Consider the following 26,523-nt stretch of genomic DNA (forward strand, 5'->3'; position numbering starts at 1 on the left):
ATTTAAAATTAAGAATATGTCAAGTAATGAGGAGTTAATTTAATTTTAAGAGATGATTAAGTTGTTGTGTAGAGAAAGTAAGAAATTGGGAGCTGGAAGTTGGAAGAGGGGAGTACTTGCAGTCGGTAAAGAATATTTCTGTTTTTTATAGGATGAAGGAAGAGATAAAGTCTGGTTTAACTTTTCGGAGAAATATAACTTCCATCCTCCTGCTTCCATCTTAAAACACAAAATCCTCCTTCAGTCCAGGAATTTTAAATCTATGTTCTCCTATTTTGAAATCATCCATTGTAATTAAAGGGTTAAATGTATGAACAAATTCTCTATAAACGTTTTTCGGTACTTTTGTCTCTTCATCACAAGAAGAATACTCTTTGTTTACAATTACTTTTCCTGTAGAAAAATTGATTTCATGGGTAATATCAAAATCACAAGTATCTGCAAAATTATCATACGAGCCAATCAGGTAAAAATCTCCATTCTGAAATCTGAAAGTATATTTACTAACCTGAGTATGCCTTGAATTACTGAAAAAGCTCTGTTCCACTATCAAACAATTATTTTTGATCTGGATGCTAAGAATATTATCATCAGGATAAAAACCTAGTCCACTTGAATATAAAAGAGTGGAGTTCTCTTTCCATATTTTTAGGATCCCTTGTTCATTTTTCAGAATATAAAAGACTCTTCGATAATCTTTTTTCCCAAAGTCTCTTTCATAATCAGATGCTATTTTATCCGTATCAAATACAAGAACTGTTTCGTCTTTCCCATCTTTATCCAAATCTCCTTTTACCTCTGTCACTTTTTTATAACCCTTAGGAACATAAAAATTTTTCAGGTTTTGAGCAAAGACGGTAGTGGCCATTACAATAGCAACAAAAGAAAATAACTTTTTCATGGGAAAAATAATATTCAGGAATTATAATCCAGTATTCTCTTTTACAATTAATTTGGATTCGTCTAAGCTGCTTAGGTTACCCTTTATGGATTTGTATATCCCTGTAATATCGGTTTCTTTTCCCTTAGAATCAGTTACGGTAACTCCAGTGGAGTAGGCTCCATCTTCTGCATAGTAAGATTTATAGAGTTGATATTGATAGCCATTATTTTTGAATGACAGATAATGAAGTTCCATTCCTGCATTTTGTTTTCCACCCCCTCTCATATAAGAATTGTAAGTGAATTTTTTCCAACTATCTTTAGTTCTTTCTGAAGGAAATTCCATTTCTACTTTATTCTTGTTTCCAAAACGATATTGGATGTATTTTTCTTCTTTATCCTTTACCAATGTCATTTTCTTTCCACTTTTTGTTTCAAAAGAATAGATGATTTCTTCATTAGGTAAAAGGTATTGTGCCCAAATTGATAATGGAAGTGCCAAGGCAAATAAGATCAGAAATTTTTTCATGATTGGGTGTAGTTTATGGTTGATGCCTTAATTTGAGAAGGCTCGATGATTCATTCTCAAATTAAGACATTTTTAGATTTTCAAATTATTTCGTCATTACGCTGGCAAGATCTTCCCAGAACATTGGGTAAGATTTTTCCACTACATCTTCGTCTTCAATAGTAAGCTCTCCAATCAGACAATAAGGAGCAAAACTCATCGCCATCCTGTGATCTTGATACGTTTTGATTGAAATATGCTCTTCAGGTTCTCCGAAACTTACAGATTCAATGGTTAAATCAGTAATCTCCGTTTCAGTGCCTAGTTTTTTAAGCTCATTATATAAGGCTTGAAGTCGGTCTGTTTCTTTTACTCTTAATGTTCCCAGTCCTGAAATTTCAAAAGGAATTTTTAATGCGGCGGCTGTTACACAAAGTGTCTGTGCGATATCCGGGCAATTGTTCATATCCAGGATGATTTTTTCCGGGAAAACAAAATCAGGCTGAGGTTCTAGGGTCAGTTGATGTTCCGCTTCCAGGAAAGTTGTTTTAATTCCAAAAAAGTCTTCATAGATTTTTGCAATCGCAGAATCTCCCTGAGTAGATTCCTTGTAGAAACTTTTCAGATGAAGGGTTTCTCTTCCCAAAGCACAGATCGAGTAGAAGTAGGAGGCAGAGCTCCAGTCGCTTTCCACTTCATAAGCCTTTACTGAAGATTCATTATCTAGGCTGAATGGTTCTACTTTAATGGTATTTCCTTCAAAGCTATTTTTGATCCCGAATCTTGTTAGGATATCAAGCGTCATTTCAATATAAGATCTTGAAGTCACTTCTCCTACAAGATGAATTTCCAATCCGTTTTCAAGCTTTCCCGCGATAAGAAGCAGCGAAGTAATGAACTGACTGGAAATATTGGCAGGAACATTTACCGAAGTCTGCGTAATTTTCTTTCCTGCAATTTTTAAAGGTGGAAAACCTTCATTTTCCAAATATTCGATATCAGCACCAAGATCTTTCAGAGCATTTACCAGATTTTTGATGGGTCTTTCCTTCATTCTTCCAGAGCCCGTAAGAATAGTTGTTTTTCCCTCTTGAATAGAATAATAAGAGGTAAGAAAACGCATGGCTGTTCCCGCATGGTGAATGTCCACTACATCTGTAACTTCAGATAATGCCTTCTTCAGCAATTGCGTATCCTGAGAGTTGGATAAATTTCCGATTTTTATATTACTAAACAGACTTTCCAGAATCAATAAACGATTCGAAATACTTTTCGAACCGCTGATCTGTACTGTTTTATTTCCTATTAATGTTGATTTTTCTAGCTTCTTCATTATTTCTTCATATTCCTTATACAAGATTTCAGATCTTTAAATCTACCATCTGAGATCTTGTATAAAGGATCTTATTTTAATTTTTCATTATTCTGATGACGATCCTTATCACGATCCGTCTTGATCTTCATTTTTCTGTCAAAGGCATCCTGCAGATTCACTCCGGTTTGATTGGCCAGGCATAATGTTACAAAAAGTACATCTGCCAGTTCTTCGCCAAGATCCTTATTTTTATCACTTTCCTTCTCGCTCTGTTCGCCATATCTTCTCGCGATGATTCTTGCGACTTCACCTACTTCTTCAGTAAGCATCGCCATATTGGTCAGTTCATTAAAGTATCTTACACCGATGGTTTTGATCCATTCGTCAACCTGCTGTTGTAACTGAGTAATTTCCATTATTGATAAGCTCCTATAGTAGGATTAGTAGTTCTTGGTTCATTTACAATATCAAAAGGGACAGTTCCTGCTACAGTCACATTTCCTTTTCCTTTTGCCGGAGATGTTGTTTTTACTCTTAAATTCATTTTGGCCATGAAATAATTCATAAACTGTGGATCTTCATTTTTGATCGTTTGTATTACATTCGCATTATTATCAAAAGTAAATCCTGCTTCTGAAGTTCCTGAATATTTTAATAAACAGTTTTGAATAAGGTATTCAAACTGTTGTCCTGGTGTTGCTTCAAACTGTAATGCATTATCCCTATCAGAATATACAATACTATTTTTTAGATTGAACTGCTGTAAAGCGCCCTGTTCTGTCTGTCCTTTTTCATTCTTCCATTCATTCGTTACGAAGATCCCTTTTCTGTCAAAAGTTCCCATCGATTTAGAGTAGTTGGCAATCGTAGCATGAGTATAATTGTGCTTCCCGCCTTTAAAAATTCCGATAGATGATAAGCCACAGTTATTCATTACTAAATTATTAGCAGTGACTGTAGAATTTACAGCATAAATTCCATATTCAAAGAAAGTATGAATAAAAGAATTGTTGATCGTAGCAGTTGTTTGCTTCATTTCAAGTCCTTTTGTTCCTCCGAATAATCTAGCATGATTCATATTAAGGATGGAGGCTGGTTCCATTTTGATCGAATTCCAGTTTTTAGAGATCGTGTCATAATAAGGATCATTTCGGTCACCACGAAGAATGACTTGCTTGTCCAGGGTTCCATTAATATTTAATACCCCTTTTGAAGAAACTTTTATTCCACTGTTTTTATGGAAATATACTTTCGTACCAGGGTCTATATCCAGCGTTACATCAGGATCTATAGTAAGATTTCCGTAGATAATCTTGGCTTTATTATTAGTCCATGTTGTGGAAGAGGTAATTATATTGGGGTTGGTGGGAGTCTGAATAAAAAATTCTGCATCCTGAACTACAGAGAACAGAGTAACATGTTGTTGTCCTGCAGGCCCGGTAAATATAATTTTATCCTCGGCAATCGCTTCAGGCCCCGTTGCCTGTGGCGCAATTTCTACATATATATAGAGACTGTCCTTTTTTCTAAGCGGAACATCCTTAAAATCATATCCCGGCTTTCCATCTACATTGATTCTATACAATGATGCTGCTCCGCCTTCAAGATTTACTCTTGGGATAAGGACATCTTTATCCTCATTATTGTATACTTTACTACATAGGTTTCTGAACGTACCTGGTGATAAACCGTATCACAGAATACCGTGTCTCTTGAAAATCTTAGCTGCTGTGACGGAGTATCAAAGGTAATATCATCCTTATTACACGATACCGCAACAAGGAGCATCCAGAAAGAAAAAGCCAGTAATAATTTGAATTTCATCGAAATTAAAGTTTAAGTAAGTTCCAAATTTAACGAAAATACTTTGAATTTCTTATCAAGAAAAAAATATTAGAATCTGTATTTGGATATTAGAAAAAAAGTTGTACTTTTGCAACCTAAAATTAGCAGAGAAATATCCATTACTATTTCGAAAGCAAACTTTAATTTTTTAAAAATAGCATTATGAAAAACGGAATCCACCCAGAAAATTATAGACTTGTTGTTTTCAAAGATATGAGTAACGACGAGGTGTTTCTTTGCAAATCTACTGCAGAAACAAAAGATACTATCGAGTTCGAAGGACAAGAGTATCCACTAATCAAAATGGAAATCTCTTCAACTTCTCACCCTTTCTACACTGGTAAAGTGAAATTAGTTGACACTGCAGGTAGAGTTGATAAGTTCATGAACAAATACAAAAAATTCGCTAAGTAATTTTTGTATTCTTACAATATTAAAGCCTTTCAATTTTTTGGAAGGCTTTTTTGTTGTTAAAAAAATAAATGATAGATGTTATAAAGTAAGGAAAGATGAATTCACAGTATAGTCTCTCATCTCTTAGTCTATTATCTATCCGTCTATTATCTGGCAATCCATTATCTTCCATCTTCTATCTCAACTTCTCCCATCTTTTTGTATTTTTGTTTTAAGTAGTAAAGGTTCAGCTTTTGGCCTCTATTTTTTAACCTATAATTTCTAAAAAATGCAATTAGTATTTTCAGACGCACAATATTGGGAAGATTTTCTTCCGCTTACCTTTACCAGACCAATTGCAGCAATGCGATGCGGAATCCTTACCTTTTCTGAAAGATGGCAAAGAATTCTGGAGAATACCGAAATTTCTTATTTTACAGAAATGTACCTTCAGGATAAGTTTAAAACTCCGGAAGAAAAAGAAAGTCTTTTTTTAGTCCCGAATTTTATCCCTACAGAATCTGTTATTCAGCAGATTAAAGATCTTAAACAAGGGGAAGCTTTGGTGTATGAAGACGAATTGGTAGCGGCAAAGGTGAATATGAAAGGATTTTCACTTCACCAAATCGAAAAAATGACAGATATTAAAGAAGAGCTTATTTTCTTTAAAAAGCCAAAAGATCTATTTACTTATAATCATCACGCTATTGATTTCGATTTTGACCTGCTTACGAAGGGAAGGTCTTCACAGGAATTATCTTCTACAAACGGTTTCTTAGGTGATAAAAAAGACCTTTTCATTGAAGAAGGTGCCTCTATTGAATTTTCAACGATCAATACAAAAACCGGGAAAATTTATATTGGTAAAAATACAGAAGTCATGGAAGGGTGCCATCTTCGTGGACCTATAGCACTTTGTGATGATTCTAAATTTAACCTTGGAGCTAAAATTTATGGAGCGACTACGGTGGGGCCGCATTGTAAAGTTGGAGGTGAGGTGAACAATATTATTATTTTCGGGTACTCCAGTAAAGGGCATGAAGGTTTTGTAGGAAACTCAGTGATTGGAGAATGGTGTAATTTCGGAGCAGATAGCAACTCATCGAATATGAAAAATAACTATGGGAATGTAAAATTCTGGAGTTACAGAAGCAAAGCCTTTGAAGATACAGGTTTGCAGTTCGCAGGTCTGATTATGGGAGATCATTCTAAGACTGCCATCAATACACAATTGAATACTGGAACTGTTATAGGGGTTGCCTCCAATATTTTCAAACCAGGTTTTCCACCCAATCTTGTAGAAAACTTCTCATGGGGTGGTTTGAAAGACGATGAAAAGTTCAGACTGGATAAGGTCTATGAAGTAGCAGAAAGGGCTATGGCTAGAAGAAAAGTGGCTTTAACAGAAGAAGATAAAGCTATTTTGAAGCATGTTTTTGAAGCCTATTAAATTAAAATATAAAACCCTCAGTATTCCTGAGGGTTTGTTTTTTTAGTTTGAGTATAGCAATCTTAGAGAATTTAAATAGCTTTTTCCGGAAATAATCTCCGCTTCTTTGTTTTTGAAAAAAAAGAATTGATATTCCGGATTTTCTTTTTTTAATTTTTCAAATTTTCTTTCACTAATGCTTTTTCCATTAAAGTAATAATAATCTGGAGGTGTTTCTGAAAGAATAATTATAGCACCTATAGTGGCATATTGAGAGTCAATTTGAAATTCTTTATTATCTAATCTCTCGTTTTTCTCAAAAATAACAGCTTCATTTTCAAGAGTGCTTGAATTAATAGTATCTTTCTTGTTGTTTCCTTTTCTTTCAGCTTCATTAATTTTATCGAAGTCAAAATATAAGACATTTTTCTTCTCAATCAATTCATCAGGTATTTCTATAGAAAAAGTGCCATCTTCATTGGTGGTGGTTTTAATGTATTTTGATTTAGAGATAAAGAAAACGTCAGCACCGGTTACTTCCTTTTTGGTGTTTTTAGAAATAAGTTTTCCCGATACTTTTGTGATGCTTGTAGTTTTTTGTTCAGTAGTCATTCTAAAATTATCTTTAGTTTGAGCTTGAACAAAGGTGAGATTTGTAATTAAAATAATTCCTGTAGCTGCTAAAGCAAGTGATCTTATTGGGATTCTGCCACAAATTTCTTTTCCATCAGCTGTTTCAAAAATATCCTGAATCTGTTGATCTGTTTTGTTTGTAAAATCAACTACGCATTTAGAACATTTCTCACAAAATTTTCCTGAATGAAAATCTTGCATATCATCCCACCTCTCAGGACAGGGATTGTAGATTTTGATCGTATTCTTCATATTTGTGTTGTATCCTCGCAGTTATGTTGTTTAATGAATTAAATATAGTGGTTTTCTAAAAGAAAGCAATATGCTTAATTGTTTATCTTAGCCGAAAACTCAATAGAAAATAAAATTTCAATTTTTTTTGAAGTTTTTTTATTTTTGATGTAATAGATTGTAAAGACGAATTGTCTTACCTATAAGAAACAAAACTCATGACCCAAGAAACTTTCAAGAATACGGTGTTTATTCTCAAAGACGAGATGTATCGTTTTGCGAAGCGATTCGTCATGAGTAGTGATGAAGCAGAAGATGTAGTGCAGGATATCATGATGAAGTTTTGGCAGAAGCGGGATGAACTGGAGCAGTTTGGGAACTTAAAATCCTATGCGCTGAAGTCTGTCCGGAACGAATGCCTGAACCGGCTGAAGCATCACGATGTGAAGATAGGCTTTGCGGATATGCAGCTTCATCGGTCGGAGCTTTATAGTATGGAAGTTGATAACCTTAAGGAACATATTATAGGATTTATCAATCAGCTCCCCGAGAAACAGAAGCTGGTGATCCACTTGAAAGATGTAGAAGAGTATGATGTTTCCGAAATTTCTGAAATGCTGGAAATGGAGGAAAATGCAGTAAGGGTAAACCTTATGCGAGCAAGACAAAAAGTAAAAGAACAAATCTCACAACTGATGAGCTATGAAAAAAGATCAATTACAAGATAAATACGACGAAATCTTCCGAGAAATAAAGGAAGAAAAAATGGAATGGAGTTTTGATGACTTCCTTCAGCAGGCAGATAATAAAGTGACTGAAGAGGATGCTACACCCATTATTCCATTGGCAGAAAAGAAAAAGCCCTCATTTCCCAAATGGTTTTGGATGGCCGCCAGTGTAACACTGGTCTTTGGAATAGGATTTTTCCTTAAAAATAATTCAGGAACTGGAGTTCATGATAAAGAAAGTCTGGTGAAAAATGAGGTATTAAAGCAAAAATCCGATTTTATTGAAGAAAATAATAATCACCAGGAGCAGGTGGCAGTAAATCACACCGATTCTATTTCAGGAACTAAAAAAGATTCTATCTTTCAGGATAATCACGTAGCTGAAAAAGATGTGATGGACGAAATATTGCCGAAAAGAGGAAGATTGAAAAAGGAAAGAAAGCCAAGATATGCAGACAATTCCTATTTTAAAAATAATAAAGCTAAAGATTCTACAGGATATGAAAACTCTTACGTAATTGTAAACGGTAAAAGAATTGACAATGTAGAAGAAGCAATCAATGTAACAAAGTATTCATTCCAGATATTTGCAAATAACGTTAGTGAAAAATTGGCACAGCCTACTGTAGTAGATGATGATTATTAATCGGAAAATAAATCGGTTGTCATCGTTAACTTAAAAAAAATAAAATTGACTCATGAAAAAACTATTCATAATATTCGCTCTTGCTTTTTCCCATTTCTTTAATGTATATGGACAAAAAGATAAATTTGACCAGCTCTTTGACAAATATCAGGAAGTGGAAGGAGTAACCTCTATTAAGATTGCTAAACCTATGTTTGGAATGCTCAGCAGTCTCAATATTGATGATTCTCAGCTGGATCAGATTAAACCGTTATTATCGAAAATTAACGGATTGAAAATTCTTATTACCGAAAATCAAGAAAAAGGGACTACGGCTGATGGACGCAAGGTTCAGGCTAATATGTCTCAGCTGAATAAAGATATTTCTTCTTATTTAAAGAATCTCAACTACAGCGAAATCATGTCGGTAAATAATGCCGGAGCGAAAGTGAAATTCCTTTCTGCGGAGGCTAAAAATGGCATTTTGGAGGACCTGTTACTGAGTATTGACGGGGGAAGCGGAGAAAGTATATTTGTAATGCTTGATGGAAAGCTTTCCATGGATGATGTAAGTAAGATCATCAACTCTAGTGAAACCAAAAAAAGCCCGGTTTCTAACATAAGAAATAATCTGAACTCAGATAGTAATTCGTCTTACCTTAATGGAGAGGCTAGAAATGTAGGAGATTTTTCAGGAATTCAAATGAGTACTGGTGTCAACGTAATCTTTAAACAAGAGAAACCTACCAGTGTAAAAGTGATTGCAGATGCAGATAAATTACAATACATTGTTACAAAGGTTGAGAATGGTATCCTGAAAATCTATATAGATAATAAAGGAGTAAGAAATTTAAGGTTTAAAAACTTAAGTATCAACGTATCTTCTCCAAGAATGGATAACATTGATGTGTCTTCGGGATCTAATCTTACGGTAGTAAATTCTATTCAGGAAAAAAATATGACCATTGATGCTTCGTCTGGATCTAATATCACCGGTGATTTCAAAATTGCCAACGCAGCAACGATTTCAGTATCTTCGGGATCAAATGTGAGAGCAGGAATTACAGCCGGAAATATCGCAATCAAAAGTTCAAGTGGCTCAAATATGAGTCTAAGTGGGAGTGCAGATTCAGGAACTATTGATATCAGCAGTGGAGCATTGTGTAAAGCAGATGATTTGAAATTTAGTCATCTTGAAACGGAAGTTACTTCCGGAGCCAATCTGACTGTAAATGTATCAGGTAAACTAAAAGTGAAAGCTTCTTCAGGAGGATCGGTAAGATACAAGGGAAGACCTGAAATAGATGCTAATATCAGTAAAACATCAGGTGGATTGTTAAGACCAATTGAATAAAAACCATCACCATGAAAACTCTTAAAACTATTTTATTCTCGCTTTTGATTGTAGGTACATTCCAATCCTGTATTGTTTCCGCAAAACCGAATATGGATTTCTTTTCAGATTCAGGACATCATTATAAAAATGCCAAGTTTACAAGCTTCAATGTACCGCTAATGTTGGCTAAGCCCTATATCAAGAAAGCTTTAAGGGAAGATGGTGAAAGTGAAGAATTCATCAGTCTTATCAAAAAAATTTCTAAGATAAAGATCCTTACCGTAGAAAATGGAAGTAAAGAGATGCTGAATGATTATGCTCAATTTTTAAATAATAATCAATATGAAGAATGGGCTACCATAAAACATAATGGTGAAAACGTAAACCTTCGTGTAAAACAAAAAGGAGAGGCTATTAAAAATATGCTGATTACAGTAAATTCAGATAAAGAATTGGTATTTGTAGATGTAAGAGGAAGCTTTACTCCTCATGATATTTCAAAAATGATCAATGCCGTTTCTGATAAGTAATCTAAGAAATTTAAAGAAAAATTAATTGTCGCAAGTAGTTTCAGACATATTCAATTTATTTTGTAAAGAAAAACCGTTCTTAAAAAAGGACGGTTTTTTGATTTAACTTATTGATTATTAAATTTTATTTAAACTATTAAAAATGATTTTCATATGTCGTTAAAATAACCTAATTTTGCAAAGAAAGTAAAGATGTCTATTCATAACAAAATTGTAGAGACAGCCATCACTTTCGATGACGTTCTTCTAGTCCCTTCTTATTCAGAAGTTTTACCTAACCAGGTTTCATTAAAATCAAGACTTACCGACAAAATCACGCTGAATGTTCCGATAGTTTCCGCTGCAATGGACACTGTTACTGAAGGTGATTTAGCAATTGCCCTGGCAAGAGTTGGAGGTTTAGGCTTTATCCACAAAAACATGACGATTGCCGAGCAGGCAGCACAGGTAAACCGTGTGAAACGTTCCGAAAATGGAATGATCTCAGATCCGGTTACCCTTTCAAAAGACCACACTTTAGGACAGGCTAAAGAGATGATGTCTCAGTTCAAAATCTCAGGACTTCCTGTTGTGGATGCGGATAATGTTCTTATTGGAATTATTACCAACAGAGATGTGAAATATCAGGAAAATCTTGATGTGAAAGTGGAGGAGATCATGACCAAAGAAAACCTGATCACTTCAGACAAAGATACCAATCTTGAAAAAGCAAAAGAAATCCTTCTTAGAAGCAGAGTTGAGAAATTACCTATCGTAGATAAGGATAACAAGCTTGTAGGGTTAATTACTATTAAAGATATTGATAATCAACTTGAATATCCTAATGCCAATAAAGACAACAATGGTCGTCTTATCGTAGGTGCCGGAGTTGGAGTTGGTGAAGATACTTTAGACAGAATTGAAGCTTTGGTACAAGCTGGAGTGGATATTATCGCAATTGATTCTGCTCACGGACATTCTAAAGGAGTATTAGATAAAATTTCTGAGATCAGAAAAGCATATCCAAACTTAGATATCGTAGGTGGAAATATTGTAACTGCTGAAGCGGCTGCAGATCTTATCAAAGCAGGAGCTAATGTTCTTAAAGTAGGGGTTGGGCCAGGCTCTATCTGTACAACAAGAGTGGTTGCCGGAGTTGGAGTTCCTCAGTTATCTGCTATTTACAATGTATACGAATATGCTAAATCTCAAAACGTAACAGTAATTGCTGACGGGGGGATCAAGCTTTCAGGAGATATTGTAAAAGCTATTGCAAGTGGAGCAGGAGCAGTAATGCTAGGTTCTCTTTTGGCAGGTACAGACGAGGCACCTGGAGATGAAATTATTTTCCAGGGAAGAAAGTTCAAATCTTACCAAGGGATGGGAAGCCTTTCTGCGATGAAGAGAGGTGGAAAAGAAAGATATTTCCAAAGTGAAGCTAAGAAATTCGTTCCGGAAGGAATTGAAGGAAGAGTTCCGCACAAAGGGAAATTAGAAGATGTGATCTTCCAGTTAACCGGAGGTTTAAGAGCGGGTATGGGATATTGTGGAGCCAAAGATATTGAAGTTCTACAAAAAGATTCCAAATTGGTAATGATTACAGGAAGCGGATTGAAAGAATCACACCCACATGATGTGATCATTACTCAGGAAGCTCCTAACTATTCTTTATAAAGAGTATTTGATACCATAAAAAAAGACTGCCTATTTGAGGCAGTCTTTTTTTATTTTACCTTTTTGTATCTGAATCTAGGTTTGATCACTTGATTTAAAAATTTTCCTCTGGATGCTGCTTTACCAAAATTTTCAACAATATAGAAGGGTACTTTAAAATAGTCATAAACTGACCCTGACTGATATATAATTCTTAATATCCCAGTTTTCGGAAAATATATAAAACTATTAACAACACTTGAAGGCATATCATATTTCCAGCAAAAAATGTTCCCTAAATTAAAAGAAAAAGCTTCCGAGATTCCGAAAGCTTTTGTTGATTTTTACTTAAGTGAGGTTGTTTTTTATTTTTTCACGAACTTAAATTCATGAGACTGTAAGCCCCGAGTTGTTATTCTTAATAGATAAACCCCGGATATAAGTTGTGAAACATCAATTTTTGAATCGAATATTTCAGACCTTATGAGCCGTCCGTCAATATGATATATCTGCATAATTTGCCCATCATTAATTCCGGAAATATGGATGATATCTGTAACAGGATTAGGAAAAACTTGAATTTTGCCCTTAGAAACTTCCTGTATTCCGAGAGTCGGACCTTGTATGTCTCCTGTCATTGTAGAGTTTCCAGAAGTAAGATTGCCACCACATTGGCTAATGGTTTGTGAGGTGTTTTCAATCCATGTCCCAGCGGCATTTCCTGGCGGAATAGCAAGGCTGTTGTTGCTTGTGGAATTATAATATATTAAAAAGGGAGTTGTAAAAGTACCGTTGCCTTCATCTGCAAGAAATTCCCAGCGGGATAAAGAATTATTCCATTGGATTTTAAACTCACAAGTTCCCAGCCCTCCACAAGGCTGCTGTCCATCAATAGGAGTTGTCATGTAAATATTTTTATTGAAGCTATCCGTTCCGGTTTTATTGAAAACGAAATTCTGATCATCAAATAGATTATGACATCCGTTAAAGGTGATCGTCTGGGCTGAAGCTGAGCCTGCAAATACCAGACATAGTAAGTAAAGGTATTTCATAACCATTAATTATGGGATGGGAAATACCGTTCAGGGCAATAATACATTTTACTGTAAGAAATGGCTGCCTGTTTTCATGAGCTTGATTGCCTCCCGTATTGTTTAGCATTGTGCTTTTCATGGTAGTGTCCGTTGAAGCATCTGAATATTCTTTATCCAGAATTTTTGTATTAGCGGGTAAACTTCCGGTAGGTACATTCTGATTTCCTTCAGCGGTTACAGCATTTACCGTGTGATTGTGAGCAGGCATTTGTGCCACGGTTAGGGTTACGCTTTCAGCTCCTCCGGTTTGTCCAATGGTGTAATTTGTTTGACCTCCAGGAGCCTGTCCGTTATGAACAAGAACTCTACCTCGCATATCAGGTAATGCAAAGGTCGTAATTCCATCTCCTCCGTAAGTAGTCCCCAAAAGTGAGAAAAGAGCTGTGTTTTGTGCGATAGACATAAGCTGTCCATTACATTCAGCCCAGCCATTCGGGGCAAAATTATAAGGAACGAATGCAATTTGACCTAAAAAAGGTTCTGATCCTTGAGCTTTTAATGCAGGGGAAAATGCACCGCAGATGAGCAGTGTGCATGTGAAAAGTAAATTTTTCATGATAATTGATTTTTACTAGTATAAATTTAAAAAGAAAAAACCTTTCAGATTGAACTAAAAGGTTTGAATTTATTAATGGTTTTTGCTATTTCTATAGATATTTTCTCTAGGAATTTAATAATTGATGATAATTCGTAATATGTAAATATCCTTCTTCCTTGATACTAACTACTAATTGATGGGCAACTGCCATATCATGGATTTCCTTTGGTGACATACTTCCTTTTTCACTAAGGGTTTTGCTCATATTTTTAAGTAAATCAAGATGTAGAATCAGATCTTCTCTTGTTTTTTGCACAAGTTCCTGCATCAATTTTTCGATTCTTTCATCAGTGATGTGTTGCTGCATACGGTGAGGATAGGCCTCCAGGTTATATGCTGCCTGATAGTCTTCTTCAAAACCATATTTTCTGATGAAATCAATGGCCAGACTTGTTGCTTGTTCCCTGTCGTGGCTTCTTCCGATGCTGGCATGCTGATCTCCAAAAATAATTTCCTCAGCAATACCGCCTGCCAGATAGATTTTGATTCTATTCAGTAGACTTTCTTTGGTATCATGAATCTGATGGGGGAAGGTAAAGCCCGCCGCATAACTGCTTGCTACTTTACTCTTAAGTTGTAATGGTGCAAAACCTGTATAAAGGATATAAGAAACAGCGTGGCCACACTCATGAACACTGATGTTGGCTACAGCATCCTGTTGGTTGGCTTGTCGTATGCTGTCAATTCTTCCCAGATAAGGAATTTCAATAGTTCTCTTACCTATCTTTCCGATAATCATCTTCTTCTCCTGAAGGTAATTGATATCAATGTTCTTATCATCATGGATAATAGCTTCAAATAGGAAATTGCTGAGGTTGGTATCTAAATATCAACCACACTGCTGAAAACAGGGCGTACCCCTTGAACCGGAAATACTCCATTTCGGTAAATTAACTCATTGATCTCTTTATTGATCTTTAAAGAAACTCCGAACTTAGTTTTTGTTTTATGCTTTAAATTATCGATTTCCCGTTGAATCAGTTTATGAAAGTCCTCCGTTTTTAAAGAAAAATAGATCAAATGAATATTCCCAAACCTGGCTACCTGCTCAGGACGGAATTTTCTGGCTAAAGCATTTTTAATGTCAACTACAGTTATTTTTTTAGTAAATGCATGGTAGATATTAGCATCTACATCTGCTTCACTGGTTTCCTTTGACATCTGAAATGCTTCATCCAGGTTCCCGCTGATGATGATAAGCATTTTGCTATAATCTACGGGTTCATAGATTTTCTTTTCTTTCTGTTTTTTGCGGATTAGCTTAATCATATCTTCCTCCTTCATATCGATAATGCTCATGACATCATCATCCATGCTGAGGTATTTTTTTAGCTCTTTGGCATCCCATAGGTTCAGATAAGGATTTTCATCCAGCTCTGTTTCTCCGCTCAGCTTTCGTCTGTCATTTTCTTTTTTTCGGAACAGATAGGAGAATAAATAATGTTCAAGATCTTCACGTTCTCTTTTACTCAAACGTCCATCACTCAGTAGTTCCCAGAAATCGGTAAACTTGGTTTGCGGTACCGGTACACCATCCGGATCTATTGTATTGAAACGCTGGATCTCGTCAAAAAGAGCAATGCTTGGTTTTTCATCACTCAGTCCATTGCTTTGTAAAATATCTGAAACACTTTTACTCCATGATGTTTCATCCGTATTGCTTAATTCAATTTCTACGAAACGGTTTTGAAAATCAAGAAAGCGAACCATTTTTCTTACCAGATCCGTTTTTCCTACTCCGGTCATTCCCCAAAGATTAATAACCACAGGACGGGTCAGAATCTCCGGCATCAGGTACCATATCTGAATATATTCCATGATATCATCGATGATCTTATCTATACCGATGAATTCTTTTTTAAGGTAAGCTTTACAATCGTCCAGCTTCTTCTTTTTCTTCTGGATTTCTTCTTTGTTAATAATCATGTATGAAAAATACATTATTTTTTTAGATTATCCTTGAAATCTTCAACCCTGAAATCGGTAAGAGCATTTCCTTTTTCAATTTTTTCTTTAGAATATAATCTGAAGTCGTTTTCTGTTTTTTCTAAGAGATAATCATAAGGTCCTACATGAGAAATTAATTTTACCAGTACCGGAGAAATTTCAAGACAGATAAATAATCCCATGATAAAAGTAGCTGCCAAGCCAATGATGGCAGAGTTTTTACCAAGCTCGTCCAAGGCCTGAAGTCTGGCTGCAAAACCATTGAATTTATCTTCAAAAGTTTCTGTAGACTTTCTTTCTGTTTCAAGATTCGTATAGACTTTTGAAATTTCTTTATCCAGATATTCCAGTCTTGGAGCTACCTGTTTTTGGTAATTTTCGAGATCTTGTCTTCTTTGTTCTTTGAGTTGTTGTTTACGCTTAGCATTAGACCCGAATCCTTCTTTACCACTGGTTAAACCGGATTCTTTACCTAAATTTCCTTCTCAAGCTCTACAGATGCAGAATCGTATGACTGCTGATATTGAGCTGCCTTGTCTGCAATTTGTTTTTTTTCTGTTTCAAAAGGGCCACTTTGCTGAAGAATTCTTCCGGTCATTTCTCCCTGAAGCTGTTTTTTATTCCTTTGAATAATGGTATTCAGTTGTTTATTTACCTCTTTTTCAAAGATTTTAAGCTCTAAAGGTTTGGAAATAATAATTCCTAGAAATGTGGCAAGGATTAAACGGGGAATAGACATCAGGATCTGATTCCACCATGTTCCTGTTTTTTTGATGGAAGAAACAATATACCGGTCAAGATTAAAGATCATTAATCCCCACAGAATTCCAAACCCTACTGCTGCCCAGATATCATCAAATACGGTATACATGGCATAGCCTGCAGATAGAGTAGCAAACACGGCGGTGAAAAGTACAATACCTCCAATTCCGGAAAATTTATTCCATTCACTTGGGGTCTTTCTTAAGATATGGATGTTCCCGCCGGAACACACCATCAGAAACTTTTGGAACCAATTTATTTTATGATTCACCTGATTTATAGTTTGTTGGTCTGTTTTCATTATAGAAAATTTATACAAAGGTAATACTAAAAATCATACCAATGTAAAAGATAGTATTATGTTTTACCAAGTAATTTAATGTTTTATATTTTAAAAAGTGATTTTTGCTGAGTTTATACTCTTTTAATAAATTTTTTTTAGTAATGTAAAAGTTTAAAAAATATTTATTTTATGATATTTATTATGATTTTTATTCTTTAAAAATGAATGTTTTTGGGTTTTTGCACCCATTGGTGAAAAAAAAATATATAATAGTTTGGAGAGTTTATAAAATATTTTATTTTTGCAATAAGGGGAAGTTAGACAATATTTTTATAACCTTCGCGGTACAAAGATACAGGCCATTGAAACCCTGTCTTCCCCTTTTTAATTAAAAAAACAACTAATGACCAGAAAAGATTTCCTTACACTAGGTTCTCTAAGTGTGATGTATTTACTATTTCCAAGCTACTTGTTTTCGGAAGTTACCACTAAAAATTTTTTACCTGAAGATGTTAATACATTATTAAAATCTGCCTCTGATTTGAGAAAACAGAAAAGATTTGATGATGCTAAAAAAGTTTATCAAAAAATCATTCTGCAATATCCCAATGAAATAAGAGGTTATGATGGTATGAGGAAAACTTTATTATCACAAAATAATAAAGAATGGGAAGTAATATTGATGTTTAAAGCAGCTTTAGTATTAGCACCGGATAATATAGAACTTCAGCAACGTCTTAATAAAGAATACTTAAATGCAGCAACCGGAAATAAAAAGCTATTACAACTTATTGGTTTCAAGGGACGTTTGTTGGTTGATATTAAAAATCAATATGAAAGCCCAACGCAAAGGAGTTATAGAAATGCAAATGTAGGAGAGCAATATTCTAAAATATGTAGACTAGTAGAATGGGAAGCTGATATTAAAAGTCCTCATAAAAGTCCAAAATTTAAAGCCTATAAAAAAGAACAGTACCAGAAGTACAAGCATCGGTTTGATCAGCTTACAACAGATGAATTGAATACGGAATTAAATGCTCTATTGGCAAAACCCTCTTCTGAGGATAGAGTACACCATATTCGGCAGCTTTACAATTTAAGCTTTAAAAAAATGCGGAAAGAGAAAAATCCTGAAGCATTAAATAAGGCATTAAACTATTATAATACAATAGATAAAAAAGATCCTTTATTTTTAAAATATATTCGTGACTTAGCAAGATCTCAAAAAAAATATGATGTTTTGATTCAGGTGGAGACTCAAAATAATACCCTAAAGAAAACATTTTGGTCAGCTTTATCACTGTTGGATGTCCATATCAGAAAAGCAGAACATCAGAAAAGTATGATCCCTTCTGAAACAGCTGCGCTTATGAAATTCTTAGAAGAAAATATAGACGCCCCCAATAAACGATTTGAGGTTAATACTCGTAAAATAAAGCTTAATATTTTGGGGAATCAGTTGGATGTCGCTAAAGATCAGTTGCTTAATCAGTGTAAAGCTATGTATGGGACTTTCAATACACACATGATTGACCGTGTGAATGTGTTGATTGCGAAATACTATTCCAAGAAAGGCGATTCAGAGGGAAAGAAAAGAATATTGAATATCGTGGTTGATCCGGGACAATATATTGATAATGCAGATCCTCTAATTAAATCAATTGCTTTGATGAATCGGAAAAGAGTTTCTAAAGGAGCCTCCAATCAAAATTTACAAAAACTAATAAGCCAATCATGAAAATAAAATATACTATTTCTTTTTTTCTGCTTCTTTTAGGAAAACTTTTTTATTCTCAGATTATAATTACAGAAGTGTACTGGAATACTCCTTATAATGAAAAACTGAAATTTACTAAGAAAATTAATGGAGTTCCTAACGGGGAGTTTATCGATGCTGTAAAGCATCATAGAGGAGAATTTGTAGAGCTTTATAATTATAGTGATAAAGATCTTAATCTCAAAAACTGGACTTTATATGATTATCAGGGTTCATTCCAATTGCCGGATAAGATCATTAAAAGTGGACAATTTGTAGTTGTTGCATATAGTACACTCCCTGGAAATACAACTCCTTTTTCCGAGTATTTCACGACCACAGCCGGAAAAGAAGATCAAATTATTCTTCAGGACAAGATTATTATACGAAATAAGAGAGAAACTTTATCTCTAGGCTATGTTACCAATGATGGCGTTGGAGGTATAGTAAGTAAAATAGCATGGGATTTTAGAGAGGAACCGAAACGTAACTTTCTTCCCAACTTAGCGGCTAATCCCTCTCAATTTTATACTGTTAAGTCTATACAGTATCATCCTGATCCGGCATCTACATTAGATCCAAATGTACAATTGGAACCTGATGCCTTAACCTATTATCAAGCAACCCCTAATCCTTTAGCAGCTGATTTTGTACCTCCTATTCAAAGTTATGACGAACTGGTTAAAAATACATTTCAGGAATTTTTTTCTTATTTAGATTGGACAGATAATGTAAATGAATTGGTTAATAAGACTTGTCCTATTTCAATTGAACAGGTTTCCCAAACACCCACTAATCCTAGTAATCCTGTAAGGCAATGTTTTTCATATGATACTGCTGGGAATTTTGTAAATACAAATTGTGGAAAGAATGTTTTAATTCCTCCAATAAAGTTAATTACGCATGATTTGGATGAGATAAAGAATAATATTACAATATTCCCCAATCCCACAAAAGCTTCTGAACAATATAATGTAACGATATTATGGTCTGGTTCCGCATTGGACAAGATTCAGTCTGTACAGATTTTTAATTCTACAGGTTCGCTTATCCATAATTTTAATTTTACACCGACTCAAGGTATCAATACAATTTCTTTTAGTCTGCAGAATCAGCTTCCGGGGACTTTTATTGCCAATTTTGTTTTATTTAACGGGCAAGTAATATCTAAAAATATTTTAAGATGGTAATTTCACAAACAGTACAATTAAAAATATATTCTGTTTTATTATTTTTTATATCGTACATCACAGCATTTTCTCAAGAGAATAAAACGATTGAGATTCCTCTGAAATATAGCACGGCTGGATATGCTGAAAATAATTCTTCGAAGGGCGGCAGCACTTCAGGAAAGATTGTTCTTGATGTACTAGCTCCTTCAGTACAGGCAGAAATGGGTACTAGTGAAACGGGAGCTCTTACTTATATCTTGCCTATTGAGGTTTTTAAAGGGTTAAATAATTTTCAACCCAATGTAGCATTAGCCTATAATAGCCAAAGTAGTAATGGGCAGGCTGGTTGGGGTTGGAATATTGTTGGACTTTCTACCATTACGATGGGTGGAAAAAGTAAAGAAATTGATGGAATAACAATAGGTACACAATATGATGGTAAAGACCCTTATTATTTGGATGGGCAAAGACTCCTAAAAATTAATGAAACCACTTTTGCTACAGAAAAGTTTTCTAAGGTCAAAATAACAAAGCCGACATCTGGAGAATATCAATTTATTGTTCAGTATACAGATGGTAAGATCGCAAAATATAAGGAGCTGATTTCTCAACAATTTTATATTTCTACCATTACGGATGCTTTTAATAACGAAATACACTACTCTTATCAGGTAGAAAATAATGTTCCGGTTGTAACAAAAATATCCTATGGAGGAAATGATATAGGAAGTGATAAATACTTTGTCAATTTTCTTTATAAGGCTCGAAAGCGTAATATTCAGATATTTAGAAAAGGGATATCTTATCTTACCAATAAAGTTCTTTATGAGATTAATACAAGCTCTTCTGATGTTGCTGTATACAGAAAATATAGCCTTTCTCATGACTATATTGAAGATAATAGTGTAGAACGTTTAAGAAGTGTTATTGTAAGTAATGAAAATGGTGAAAAACTTAAACCTCTAAACTTTAATTATAATACTGTCACACAGGGAGTAATAGCATGGGGAGCTAATAGATGGGATGGAATTAATGGAGGAGCTACTGGCTTAGGAAGTGTCACTTTAGGAAATTTTACCAAAGACAAATATCCTTACCCAGTGTTTCAGGTTAGACATGCAAATGGGTATGATATTAGCGATGGTGGTACTTTTTACGGAAACATAGATGTAGGAACAAATAATTCAGGTACATCATTGTTTTCCGGAAGAGTTTTGGATCTTAATAACAGAATTACTGAAAAAGATCAGTTAATTGTTGTAAATGAATCTTCAATAGGGAATGGAGATTATAATAATCCAAATGCAGGAATTAATCAGCAGCTAAAAGATCAGGTTGTATTTGGGATAAAGAATATAGTGACCGGAGATTTACGAAAAGTATCAGTTCCTGTAAAAGGGGGGCTCGTAGAAGTACAGAACTATATAGCGCCAGATCCTTACGATCCTTATAGCCAGGGATCTTATGAAACATCTTATACACGCGATGAAACAAGAAGAGAGTATGTTCAGGCTGACTTTAATAATGATGGACTTATAGATTTTTTAATTATAGAGCCAAAGAATTTAAATAGAGGAAATCGTATATACCTTGCTGAAATAGGAAAACAGAATTCAAGTACTGCTATCGATCTTAATCCCGTTATTTTAAGTGAGACTTTACCTTTCCATGGAAAAGATATTTATCCTGTGGAATTTGATGGGGATGGTCTTCCTGAATTATTGGTTGTAGATAAATATAATGCAAAATATTCTGTTTATAAAATAAACTTTGGAACAAATAATCTGGATACATTAGTTTCTAACGAACAGCTTTATAATTTTGGAAGTAAAACGCCTCTTCTTTTTGGAGATTTCAATGGAGATGGTTTGACTGACTTTATTACTCCACAAACTGTATATGAAATTCCTGAAGATGATAATTCTGGAATTAAAATGGGAGATACTTATTACAGGATGCAAACAGAAGGTTTGTTGTGGTGGAAATATACAGGAAACGGAGCAACATTCATAAAGAATCAGGAAGATTACACAGAACAAAAGATTGCATATTTAAAACCCTCTCAGAATAATTATATAAAAAGAACCACTTTTTGGCAAAAGTTCTGGAATGGGCAGCCTGATTCATATGAATTTACACGATATGCAACTAATAATATTATTATTACAGATTTTAACAATGATGGACGGTCAGATATTATTACCATTAATAAAATTGGTAAAATAAAATATAATGTTGATGGAAAATTATATGGAGCACCTGTACACAATCTATCTAATACTTTATTAAGAAGAGCTTCTGCTCTTAGAATTGAAGAATTTTATTCATCACTTACGAATAGGGTGAATTTTTATGAAAACAAGAATTTACAGGGAGGGACGTTTAAACAATTATCCACCTTTTCTATTGAAAGTCATGAAATTTCTCCTTTATCACTCATTACATCAGCTTCCAGTTTTAATTATCTCAATATATTTAGAGCAGGTATTGACATTTTTGACCCAATTGTAAGGGAGAATAGATTTATCGGGATAAGCAATGATAACTTTTTGGAAAAGCAGATTCAGGAAGTAAATAATGGCTCAAGTATTCTTCAAAAGATCAGTTATGAGAGTATGGATTTTTTTGAGGGAGCTGAGGCTAATATTAACAGCGCTAAAATAGCCTATTATTATAAGCCACAGGAACAATTGAAATATCCTTATTTGGTACATAAAGCTAATCCTATGCTTTACTTAGTCAATAAAATACATACTGTTTTTGACGATAAAATTCTTACAAAAGAATACCGATATGAAAATGGAATACAGCATCTTGAGGGGAAAGGATTTAGAGGATTTCAGAAAACTTATGCAAGTGATGCTTATGAATCTGAACTAAAGAATGGAAAGTACATTAATAAGAATCCGGTAAAAGCTGTTTTTTGGAATATTGAGACAAGGAATCCTGAAATGGATAATGCTGTTGTAAAATCTACCTATGGTGGTATCAATAAATTTTTAATTGAAAATACAACCCTCAATAAAAGGTTTAATAAAGGAAATCATCAGTATCTTATTATGCCAGTGGAAGAGAGCTCCAAAGACAATCTTAAAGATGTTGTTATCAATAAAAAATATGATTATGATGAAGCTGATGATCTAAAATTAAAAAATGCAAGTACAGATTATAATGGAATTGGATATTCTGTTTCAAAATATACTTACAAACCAGAATTCTCTAATGGAGATCATTATTTCTATGGGAAGATAGCATCTGTTGAAAATATAGTTTCTAAAGATGGGTTGTCATTTTCTAGTAAAGAAGAATCTGATTATTTTCCAAACGGAAATGTTTCAGAGTCTAGAAAATATAGTAACCAGGCTAATATGGCACCTGTTGTTACCTCTTATACTTATGATGGTATTGGTAATCTGAAAACTCAAACGCTGTCTACCTCTGGAGTTATTCCTCTAATGACTTCATATGAGTATGAAGGAACCAATCGTTATATAAATAAAACAATAACTCCTGACGGATTATTCTCCACAGCAAATGTCAATACTTTTGGGCGTATTGTTACTGAAGCTTCATCACTAGGGCTAACAACTTCTTATAATTATGATACATGGGGTAACATCACGGAAATAACGGATTTTCTGGGAAAGAAAACAAGTATTTGGAAATCTGTTGCAGATGTTTCTACAGGAGGTTTTTATAACCTGCATAAAAAACGAGAAGGAGGAGTAGAGACAATTGTAACGTTTGATAAATTTGACAAAGAAATTCAGACGAAAACTCAGTCAGTAAACAGTAAGTGGGTAGTTCAAAAAACAGGATATGATATTTTTGGAAAGAAAATAAAATCATCCGAACCTTTTTTCGAAGGAGAAACCATAAAATGGAATACTGTAGAATATGACGAACTTAACCGTCCTGTAAAGAACGTTGCATTTACGGGGAAAGTAATCACAACATGTTATGAAAAATTAAAAGTCACAGTAGATGATGGGTATAAAAAAACATCTAAAACTGTAGATGCTATGGGGCATGTGATAAGGCAACAGGATCATGGGGGCGTTTTAACATATTCTTATTACCCAAATGGAGCTTTGAAAGAAACTAATTATGAAGGGATCAAAACTAGTTTTGAAATTGATGCATGGGGAAATAAAACTAAAATTAAAGATCCCTCGGCAGGAACATTTACTTATGAATATGATAATTTAAGCCGGGTTACTAAAGAAACAACCCCAAAGGGGTACACCTTGTATACGTATGACGATTTAGGAAGGCCTCTTACTGAAAATACCTACGGAAATACCGCTGCTGAGAATACCAATATAGAGAAAAAATACACCTATAGTGGGCAGACAAAACTTCCTGAAACCATTACGGGAACAAGTAATGGGAATACATTTACCTATACCACTTATTATGATCAATATTTCAGAATAAAAGGGAAAAAGGAAGAAACTCCTGCTTTTACTTATACATCTTCTACTGTATTTGATGCATTGGGCAGAGCTGATACTGTAGATATTGCTACTACATTTTCAGGATATAATTCCTCTTCATCTGTAAAAAATGTATATGATAGCAATGGTATATTGATCCAGCAAAACGATGCTGTAAAAAATACCATGATCTGGCATATCTCCTCGGCCAGTGCGAAAGGTCAGACGACACAGATGGAATACGGTAATGGCTATAGCATTACCAATCAATATAATCCAAATGATTTTTCTCTGACTCAGATAAAACACCGAAATACTAGTAGTGGAGCATCTGTTCTGGATATAGATTACAATTATGATGTAAATAAAGGAGTCCTGAACTGGCGTAGAAACAATACTTTTGATAAAAAAGAAGATTTTACCTATGACAAACTTAATCGTCTTCTTACAGAGGCTGTAAATGGAGTCTTATCGAATGAATATACATATGACAAAAGAGGAAGAATTACTTCCAATACAGAATTAGGAAAATATAATTATAATGAAACAGATTATAAACTGCAAAGTATAGATTTTAATACTGCGGGGCAGAATGTAAGTGCTCAGAGAGGATTTGCTTCCATAGCTTATAATGCATTCAAAGCACCAATTAATATTAACCTTCCAGGAAAAGAAGACTTGCGTTTTGAATATAATATTCTCAAAACCAGATATTCAATGTTTTCTACTATCTCAAGGAAACAAAAGTTTTATACATCTGATTTTGCGGTAGAATTTACAAAGGTTTCAAATAAAGGGGGGGGAACGGCTGAAATAACAACCTATTTGACAGGTGATCCTTATTCTGCCAATTATATAAAGAAAGATTATATAATGTTAGGCGCTTCCATCGATAGTTCTGAAAATTATTTTTTACACAGGGATAATCTCGGAAGTATTCTTGCTATAACGAAAGCTGACGGAACAGCAGTGGAGAAACGCTTTTTTGATGCCTGGGGAAATCTAAAAGCATTAGTGAATGAAGATGGTGAGGTAACTACAGACGCAGTACAGCTGGCTTCAGGAAACTTATTTTTAGATAGAGGTTATACAGGGCACGAGCACTTATGGAAGACAGGGCTTATCAATATGAATGCCCGTCTTTATGATCCTGTTCTCAGGAAGTTTTTGAGCCCGGATAATCTTGTTCAGGATCCTTTCAATACGCAGAGTTATGACAGGTTTGGATATGTTTATAATAATCCTTTATTATATGTAGATGTAGATGGAAATGAATTTATATCTTTAGGAGTCGCTGTTATTATTGGAGTCGCTGTTGCTATAACAACAAAGGCCATTATGAACATGATTAATGGGATACCATTCTGGTACGGAATGGGAAAGCAGCTCTGATGGGAGGCGTTTCAGGGGCTATTAGTTTTGGAATAGGATCAGCTGCTACCTCTACTTTTGGAACGATTGTGAGCGTAGGAAAGGCTCTTTTTGAAGCCGGAGCTCATGCTTTAACCAGTGGAGTAATGGCTTCTATAGGAGGTGAGTTTGGAGGAGCCGCTTTTATGAGCGGAGCGATTTCTTCCTTAATGTCTAGTGGAATACAGGCTTTAGGTACTAATTTTGGATTAAGTAAAACATCAAATAAGACTGTTTATAATAATTTTGGAAAAGAATATATGAAAGCAGTTATGGTTACTACCGGAGGACTAAGTGGCGGTATTTCTTCTACCATTGCAGGTGGTAATTTTTGGGATGGGTTTAAACAAGGATTAATCACTAGTGGACTAAATCACTTTGGACATTTAGCAGGTGAAGCAATAGAGTATAAAAATAGGCTGGCAGGATTTTTAGTAAAAAATAAAATTATGCCTTATGACCCTGCTACAATAGAAAGTTTAAAGAAAATAATAGCATTATTTACAACAGATGGACAATGGGTAAAGGTTGCAGATGAGAAAACATTAGCGGATTGGTCAGAAGGATACCTAAAATCTATTGTTGATAACAATAAATTATTAGATCTGATCATAAATAATACTGTCCGTAATTCTCCTGCTTGGGGAATAACGAATCCTATTAATGGGAAAATTATACTAGCACCAAGACTATTGGACAACATAGAGGATAATTTTACAGCTGCATCTGTAATTATTCATGAACAGGATCATTACTGTAATTTCCAAATGGGGCTTTTGCAAGGAAATAGCTACATTGCACAAGAAATGAATGAATTATCCGCATATAATGCTGCTGCTCAATGGACTGGTTTTATGGAAAAACAAGGGTATGTACATGCACAGAACGTTGCTTGGTTTTTCTTTAATTTGTTACATCATTAATTTATAGAATTATGAGAAAAATATTTTTATTACCATTTTGTTTTTTATTTATCTT

At 34.4% G+C, this 26,523-nt stretch carries 23 protein-coding genes and 1 pseudogene; 11 read left to right on the forward strand and 13 right to left on the reverse strand.

Annotation, left to right across the window (positions count from 1 at the left end; genetic code table 11):
* Nucleotides 1-220: 220 nt before the first annotated feature.
* The 6 genes from QWZ06_RS01430 to QWZ06_RS01455 form a co-directional block, all read right to left on the reverse strand.
* A complete protein-coding gene (locus QWZ06_RS01430) occupies nt 221-901 on the reverse strand; it encodes a hypothetical protein (RefSeq protein ID WP_290295387.1) in 681 nt (226 codons plus the stop codon).
* Between the two features lie 21 nt (nt 902-922).
* Nucleotides 923-1,411 (reverse strand): hypothetical protein, encoded by a 489-nt coding sequence (locus tag QWZ06_RS01435; RefSeq protein ID WP_290295388.1) that lies wholly within the window; start codon nt 1,409-1,411, stop codon nt 923-925.
* A gap of 85 nt (nt 1,412-1,496) precedes the next feature.
* On the reverse strand, nt 1,497-2,723 hold the full coding sequence (locus QWZ06_RS01440) for a 3-phosphoshikimate 1-carboxyvinyltransferase (protein ID WP_290295389.1): 1,227 nt from the start codon (nt 2,721-2,723) through the stop codon (nt 1,497-1,499).
* 71 nt (nt 2,724-2,794) lie between these two features.
* Nucleotides 2,795-3,121 (reverse strand): nucleotide pyrophosphohydrolase, encoded by a 327-nt coding sequence (locus tag QWZ06_RS01445; RefSeq protein ID WP_034692883.1) that lies wholly within the window; start codon nt 3,119-3,121, stop codon nt 2,795-2,797.
* Entirely contained in the window at nt 3,121-4,290 is a 1,170-nt protein-coding gene (locus QWZ06_RS01450) for a hypothetical protein (RefSeq protein WP_290295390.1), read from the reverse strand. The genes QWZ06_RS01445 and QWZ06_RS01450 overlap by 1 nt, the downstream gene beginning before the upstream one ends.
* 23 nt (nt 4,291-4,313) lie before the next feature.
* Nucleotides 4,314-4,529 (reverse strand): hypothetical protein, encoded by a 216-nt coding sequence (locus tag QWZ06_RS01455; RefSeq protein WP_290295391.1) that lies wholly within the window; start codon nt 4,527-4,529, stop codon nt 4,314-4,316.
* 183 nt (nt 4,530-4,712) lie between these two features.
* Between QWZ06_RS01455 and QWZ06_RS01460 the strand changes: the two genes are divergently transcribed.
* Complete coding sequence (locus QWZ06_RS01460) at nt 4,713-4,964, forward strand: type B 50S ribosomal protein L31 (protein ID WP_027375398.1); 252 nt, start codon at nt 4,713-4,715, stop codon at nt 4,962-4,964.
* Between the two features lie 268 nt (nt 4,965-5,232).
* Nucleotides 5,233-6,393: a putative sugar nucleotidyl transferase gene (locus QWZ06_RS01465; RefSeq protein ID WP_290295392.1), complete on the forward strand. Its 1,161-nt coding sequence runs from the start codon at nt 5,233-5,235 to the stop codon at nt 6,391-6,393.
* A gap of 42 nt (nt 6,394-6,435) precedes the next feature.
* Here QWZ06_RS01465 and QWZ06_RS01470 read toward each other — a convergent pair whose 3' ends face one another.
* On the reverse strand, nt 6,436-7,257 hold the full coding sequence (locus tag QWZ06_RS01470; protein ID WP_290295393.1) for a peptidase associated/transthyretin-like domain-containing protein: 822 nt from the start codon (nt 7,255-7,257) through the stop codon (nt 6,436-6,438).
* Between the two features lie 197 nt (nt 7,258-7,454).
* Between QWZ06_RS01470 and QWZ06_RS01475 the strand changes: the two genes are divergently transcribed.
* The 5 genes from QWZ06_RS01475 (at nt 7,455) to guaB (ending at nt 12,108) form a co-directional block, all read left to right on the forward strand.
* On the forward strand, nt 7,455-7,964 hold the full coding sequence (locus QWZ06_RS01475) for a GFO_1088 family ECF-type sigma factor (protein WP_185248914.1): 510 nt from the start codon (nt 7,455-7,457) through the stop codon (nt 7,962-7,964).
* Nucleotides 7,939-8,610 (forward strand): hypothetical protein, encoded by a 672-nt coding sequence (locus QWZ06_RS01480; RefSeq protein ID WP_290295394.1) that lies wholly within the window; start codon nt 7,939-7,941, stop codon nt 8,608-8,610. Before QWZ06_RS01475 ends, QWZ06_RS01480 begins: the two co-directional genes overlap by 26 nt.
* A gap of 52 nt (nt 8,611-8,662) precedes the next feature.
* Nucleotides 8,663-9,943: a DUF4252 domain-containing protein gene (locus QWZ06_RS01485; RefSeq protein ID WP_290295395.1), complete on the forward strand. Its 1,281-nt coding sequence runs from the start codon at nt 8,663-8,665 to the stop codon at nt 9,941-9,943.
* Nucleotides 9,944-9,954: 11 nt separating this feature from the next.
* Nucleotides 9,955-10,455, forward strand: a complete 501-nt coding sequence (locus QWZ06_RS01490; protein WP_290295396.1) for a DUF4252 domain-containing protein — start codon at nt 9,955-9,957, stop codon at nt 10,453-10,455.
* A 192-nt stretch (nt 10,456-10,647) separates the two neighbouring features.
* Nucleotides 10,648-12,108: an IMP dehydrogenase gene (gene guaB, locus QWZ06_RS01495; RefSeq protein WP_290295397.1), complete on the forward strand. Its 1,461-nt coding sequence runs from the start codon at nt 10,648-10,650 to the stop codon at nt 12,106-12,108.
* Nucleotides 12,109-12,158: 50 nt separating this feature from the next.
* On the opposite strand, the gene QWZ06_RS01500 is transcribed toward guaB, so the two are convergent.
* From QWZ06_RS01500 to QWZ06_RS01525, 6 genes and pseudogenes are all read right to left on the reverse strand, one after another.
* Complete coding sequence (locus QWZ06_RS01500) at nt 12,159-12,356, reverse strand: KTSC domain-containing protein (protein ID WP_290295398.1); 198 nt, start codon at nt 12,354-12,356, stop codon at nt 12,159-12,161.
* A gap of 96 nt (nt 12,357-12,452) precedes the next feature.
* Nucleotides 12,453-13,139 (reverse strand): T9SS type A sorting domain-containing protein, encoded by a 687-nt coding sequence (locus QWZ06_RS01505; RefSeq protein WP_290295399.1) that lies wholly within the window; start codon nt 13,137-13,139, stop codon nt 12,453-12,455.
* Nucleotides 13,072-13,737, reverse strand: a complete 666-nt coding sequence (locus tag QWZ06_RS01510; protein ID WP_290295400.1) for a phage tail protein — start codon at nt 13,735-13,737, stop codon at nt 13,072-13,074. The genes QWZ06_RS01505 and QWZ06_RS01510 overlap by 68 nt, the downstream gene beginning before the upstream one ends.
* A gap of 106 nt (nt 13,738-13,843) precedes the next feature.
* The gene (locus tag QWZ06_RS01515) at nt 13,844-14,518 is read right to left on the reverse strand and encodes an ATP-dependent metallopeptidase FtsH/Yme1/Tma family protein (RefSeq protein WP_290295401.1); all 675 of its coding nucleotides are present in this window, start codon (nt 14,516-14,518) and stop codon (nt 13,844-13,846) included.
* 83 nt (nt 14,519-14,601) lie between these two features.
* Nucleotides 14,602-15,705 (reverse strand): AAA family ATPase, encoded by a 1,104-nt coding sequence (locus tag QWZ06_RS01520; protein WP_290295402.1) that lies wholly within the window; start codon nt 15,703-15,705, stop codon nt 14,602-14,604.
* A 14-nt stretch (nt 15,706-15,719) separates the two neighbouring features.
* Nucleotides 15,720-16,789 (reverse strand): annotated as a pseudogene (locus QWZ06_RS01525) (DUF4407 domain-containing protein).
* A 385-nt stretch (nt 16,790-17,174) separates the two neighbouring features.
* Here QWZ06_RS01525 and QWZ06_RS01530 point away from each other — a divergent pair.
* The 4 genes from QWZ06_RS01530 to QWZ06_RS01545 are packed head-to-tail and all read left to right on the forward strand — an operon-like array spanning nt 17,175 to nt 26,468.
* Complete coding sequence (locus QWZ06_RS01530; protein ID WP_290295403.1) at nt 17,175-18,509, forward strand: tetratricopeptide repeat protein; 1,335 nt, start codon at nt 17,175-17,177, stop codon at nt 18,507-18,509.
* Nucleotides 18,506-19,717 (forward strand): lamin tail domain-containing protein, encoded by a 1,212-nt coding sequence (locus QWZ06_RS01535; RefSeq protein ID WP_290295404.1) that lies wholly within the window; start codon nt 18,506-18,508, stop codon nt 19,715-19,717. Before QWZ06_RS01530 ends, QWZ06_RS01535 begins: the two co-directional genes overlap by 4 nt.
* Nucleotides 19,711-25,527, forward strand: coding sequence for an RHS repeat-associated core domain-containing protein (locus QWZ06_RS01540; RefSeq protein WP_290295405.1), 5,817 nt, complete (start codon nt 19,711-19,713; stop codon nt 25,525-25,527). The genes QWZ06_RS01535 and QWZ06_RS01540 overlap by 7 nt, the downstream gene beginning before the upstream one ends.
* A complete protein-coding gene (locus QWZ06_RS01545; protein ID WP_290295406.1) occupies nt 25,527-26,468 on the forward strand; it encodes a hypothetical protein in 942 nt (313 codons plus the stop codon). Before QWZ06_RS01540 ends, QWZ06_RS01545 begins: the two co-directional genes overlap by 1 nt.
* Nucleotides 26,469-26,523: the final 55 nt, after the last annotated feature.

The organism is Chryseobacterium tructae, assembly GCF_030409875.1.
In the GTDB taxonomy this organism is placed as follows: Bacteria; Bacteroidota; Bacteroidia; order Flavobacteriales; family Weeksellaceae; genus Chryseobacterium; species Chryseobacterium tructae.

What these genes read in the sequence shown, in the direction of transcription:
- QWZ06_RS01460 (WP_027375398.1), top strand. Translation starts at nt 4,713, where the DNA reads ATGAAAAACGGAATCCACCCAGAAAATTATAGACTTGTTGTTTTCAAA.
- QWZ06_RS01435 (WP_290295388.1), bottom strand. Translation starts at nt 1,411, where the DNA reads ATGAAAAAATTTCTGATCTTATTTGCCTTGGCACTTCCATTATCAATT.
- guaB (WP_290295397.1), top strand. Translation starts at nt 10,648, where the DNA reads ATGTCTATTCATAACAAAATTGTAGAGACAGCCATCACTTTCGATGAC.
- QWZ06_RS01470 (WP_290295393.1), bottom strand. Translation starts at nt 7,257, where the DNA reads ATGAAGAATACGATCAAAATCTACAATCCCTGTCCTGAGAGGTGGGAT.
- QWZ06_RS01480 (WP_290295394.1), top strand. Translation starts at nt 7,939, where the DNA reads ATGAAAAAAGATCAATTACAAGATAAATACGACGAAATCTTCCGAGAA.
- QWZ06_RS01490 (WP_290295396.1), top strand. Translation starts at nt 9,955, where the DNA reads ATGAAAACTCTTAAAACTATTTTATTCTCGCTTTTGATTGTAGGTACA.
- QWZ06_RS01545 (WP_290295406.1), top strand. Translation starts at nt 25,527, where the DNA reads ATGGGAGGCGTTTCAGGGGCTATTAGTTTTGGAATAGGATCAGCTGCT.
- QWZ06_RS01455 (WP_290295391.1), bottom strand. Translation starts at nt 4,529, where the DNA reads ATGAAATTCAAATTATTACTGGCTTTTTCTTTCTGGATGCTCCTTGTT.
- QWZ06_RS01475 (WP_185248914.1), top strand. Translation starts at nt 7,455, where the DNA reads ATGACCCAAGAAACTTTCAAGAATACGGTGTTTATTCTCAAAGACGAG.
- QWZ06_RS01430 (WP_290295387.1), bottom strand. Translation starts at nt 901, where the DNA reads ATGAAAAAGTTATTTTCTTTTGTTGCTATTGTAATGGCCACTACCGTC.
- QWZ06_RS01515 (WP_290295401.1), bottom strand. Translation starts at nt 14,518, where the DNA reads ATGATTATCGGAAAGATAGGTAAGAGAACTATTGAAATTCCTTATCTG.
- QWZ06_RS01510 (WP_290295400.1), bottom strand. Translation starts at nt 13,737, where the DNA reads ATGAAAAATTTACTTTTCACATGCACACTGCTCATCTGCGGTGCATTT.
- QWZ06_RS01500 (WP_290295398.1), bottom strand. Translation starts at nt 12,356, where the DNA reads ATGCCTTCAAGTGTTGTTAATAGTTTTATATATTTTCCGAAAACTGGG.
- QWZ06_RS01485 (WP_290295395.1), top strand. Translation starts at nt 8,663, where the DNA reads ATGAAAAAACTATTCATAATATTCGCTCTTGCTTTTTCCCATTTCTTT.
- QWZ06_RS01465 (WP_290295392.1), top strand. Translation starts at nt 5,233, where the DNA reads ATGCAATTAGTATTTTCAGACGCACAATATTGGGAAGATTTTCTTCCG.
- QWZ06_RS01540 (WP_290295405.1), top strand. Translation starts at nt 19,711, where the DNA reads ATGGTAATTTCACAAACAGTACAATTAAAAATATATTCTGTTTTATTA.
- QWZ06_RS01520 (WP_290295402.1), bottom strand. Translation starts at nt 15,705, where the DNA reads ATGATTATTAACAAAGAAGAAATCCAGAAGAAAAAGAAGAAGCTGGAC.
- QWZ06_RS01535 (WP_290295404.1), top strand. Translation starts at nt 18,506, where the DNA reads ATGAAAATAAAATATACTATTTCTTTTTTTCTGCTTCTTTTAGGAAAA.
- QWZ06_RS01530 (WP_290295403.1), top strand. Translation starts at nt 17,175, where the DNA reads ATGACCAGAAAAGATTTCCTTACACTAGGTTCTCTAAGTGTGATGTAT.
- QWZ06_RS01505 (WP_290295399.1), bottom strand. Translation starts at nt 13,139, where the DNA reads ATGAAATACCTTTACTTACTATGTCTGGTATTTGCAGGCTCAGCTTCA.
- QWZ06_RS01440 (WP_290295389.1), bottom strand. Translation starts at nt 2,723, where the DNA reads ATGAAGAAGCTAGAAAAATCAACATTAATAGGAAATAAAACAGTACAG.
- QWZ06_RS01445 (WP_034692883.1), bottom strand. Translation starts at nt 3,121, where the DNA reads ATGGAAATTACTCAGTTACAACAGCAGGTTGACGAATGGATCAAAACC.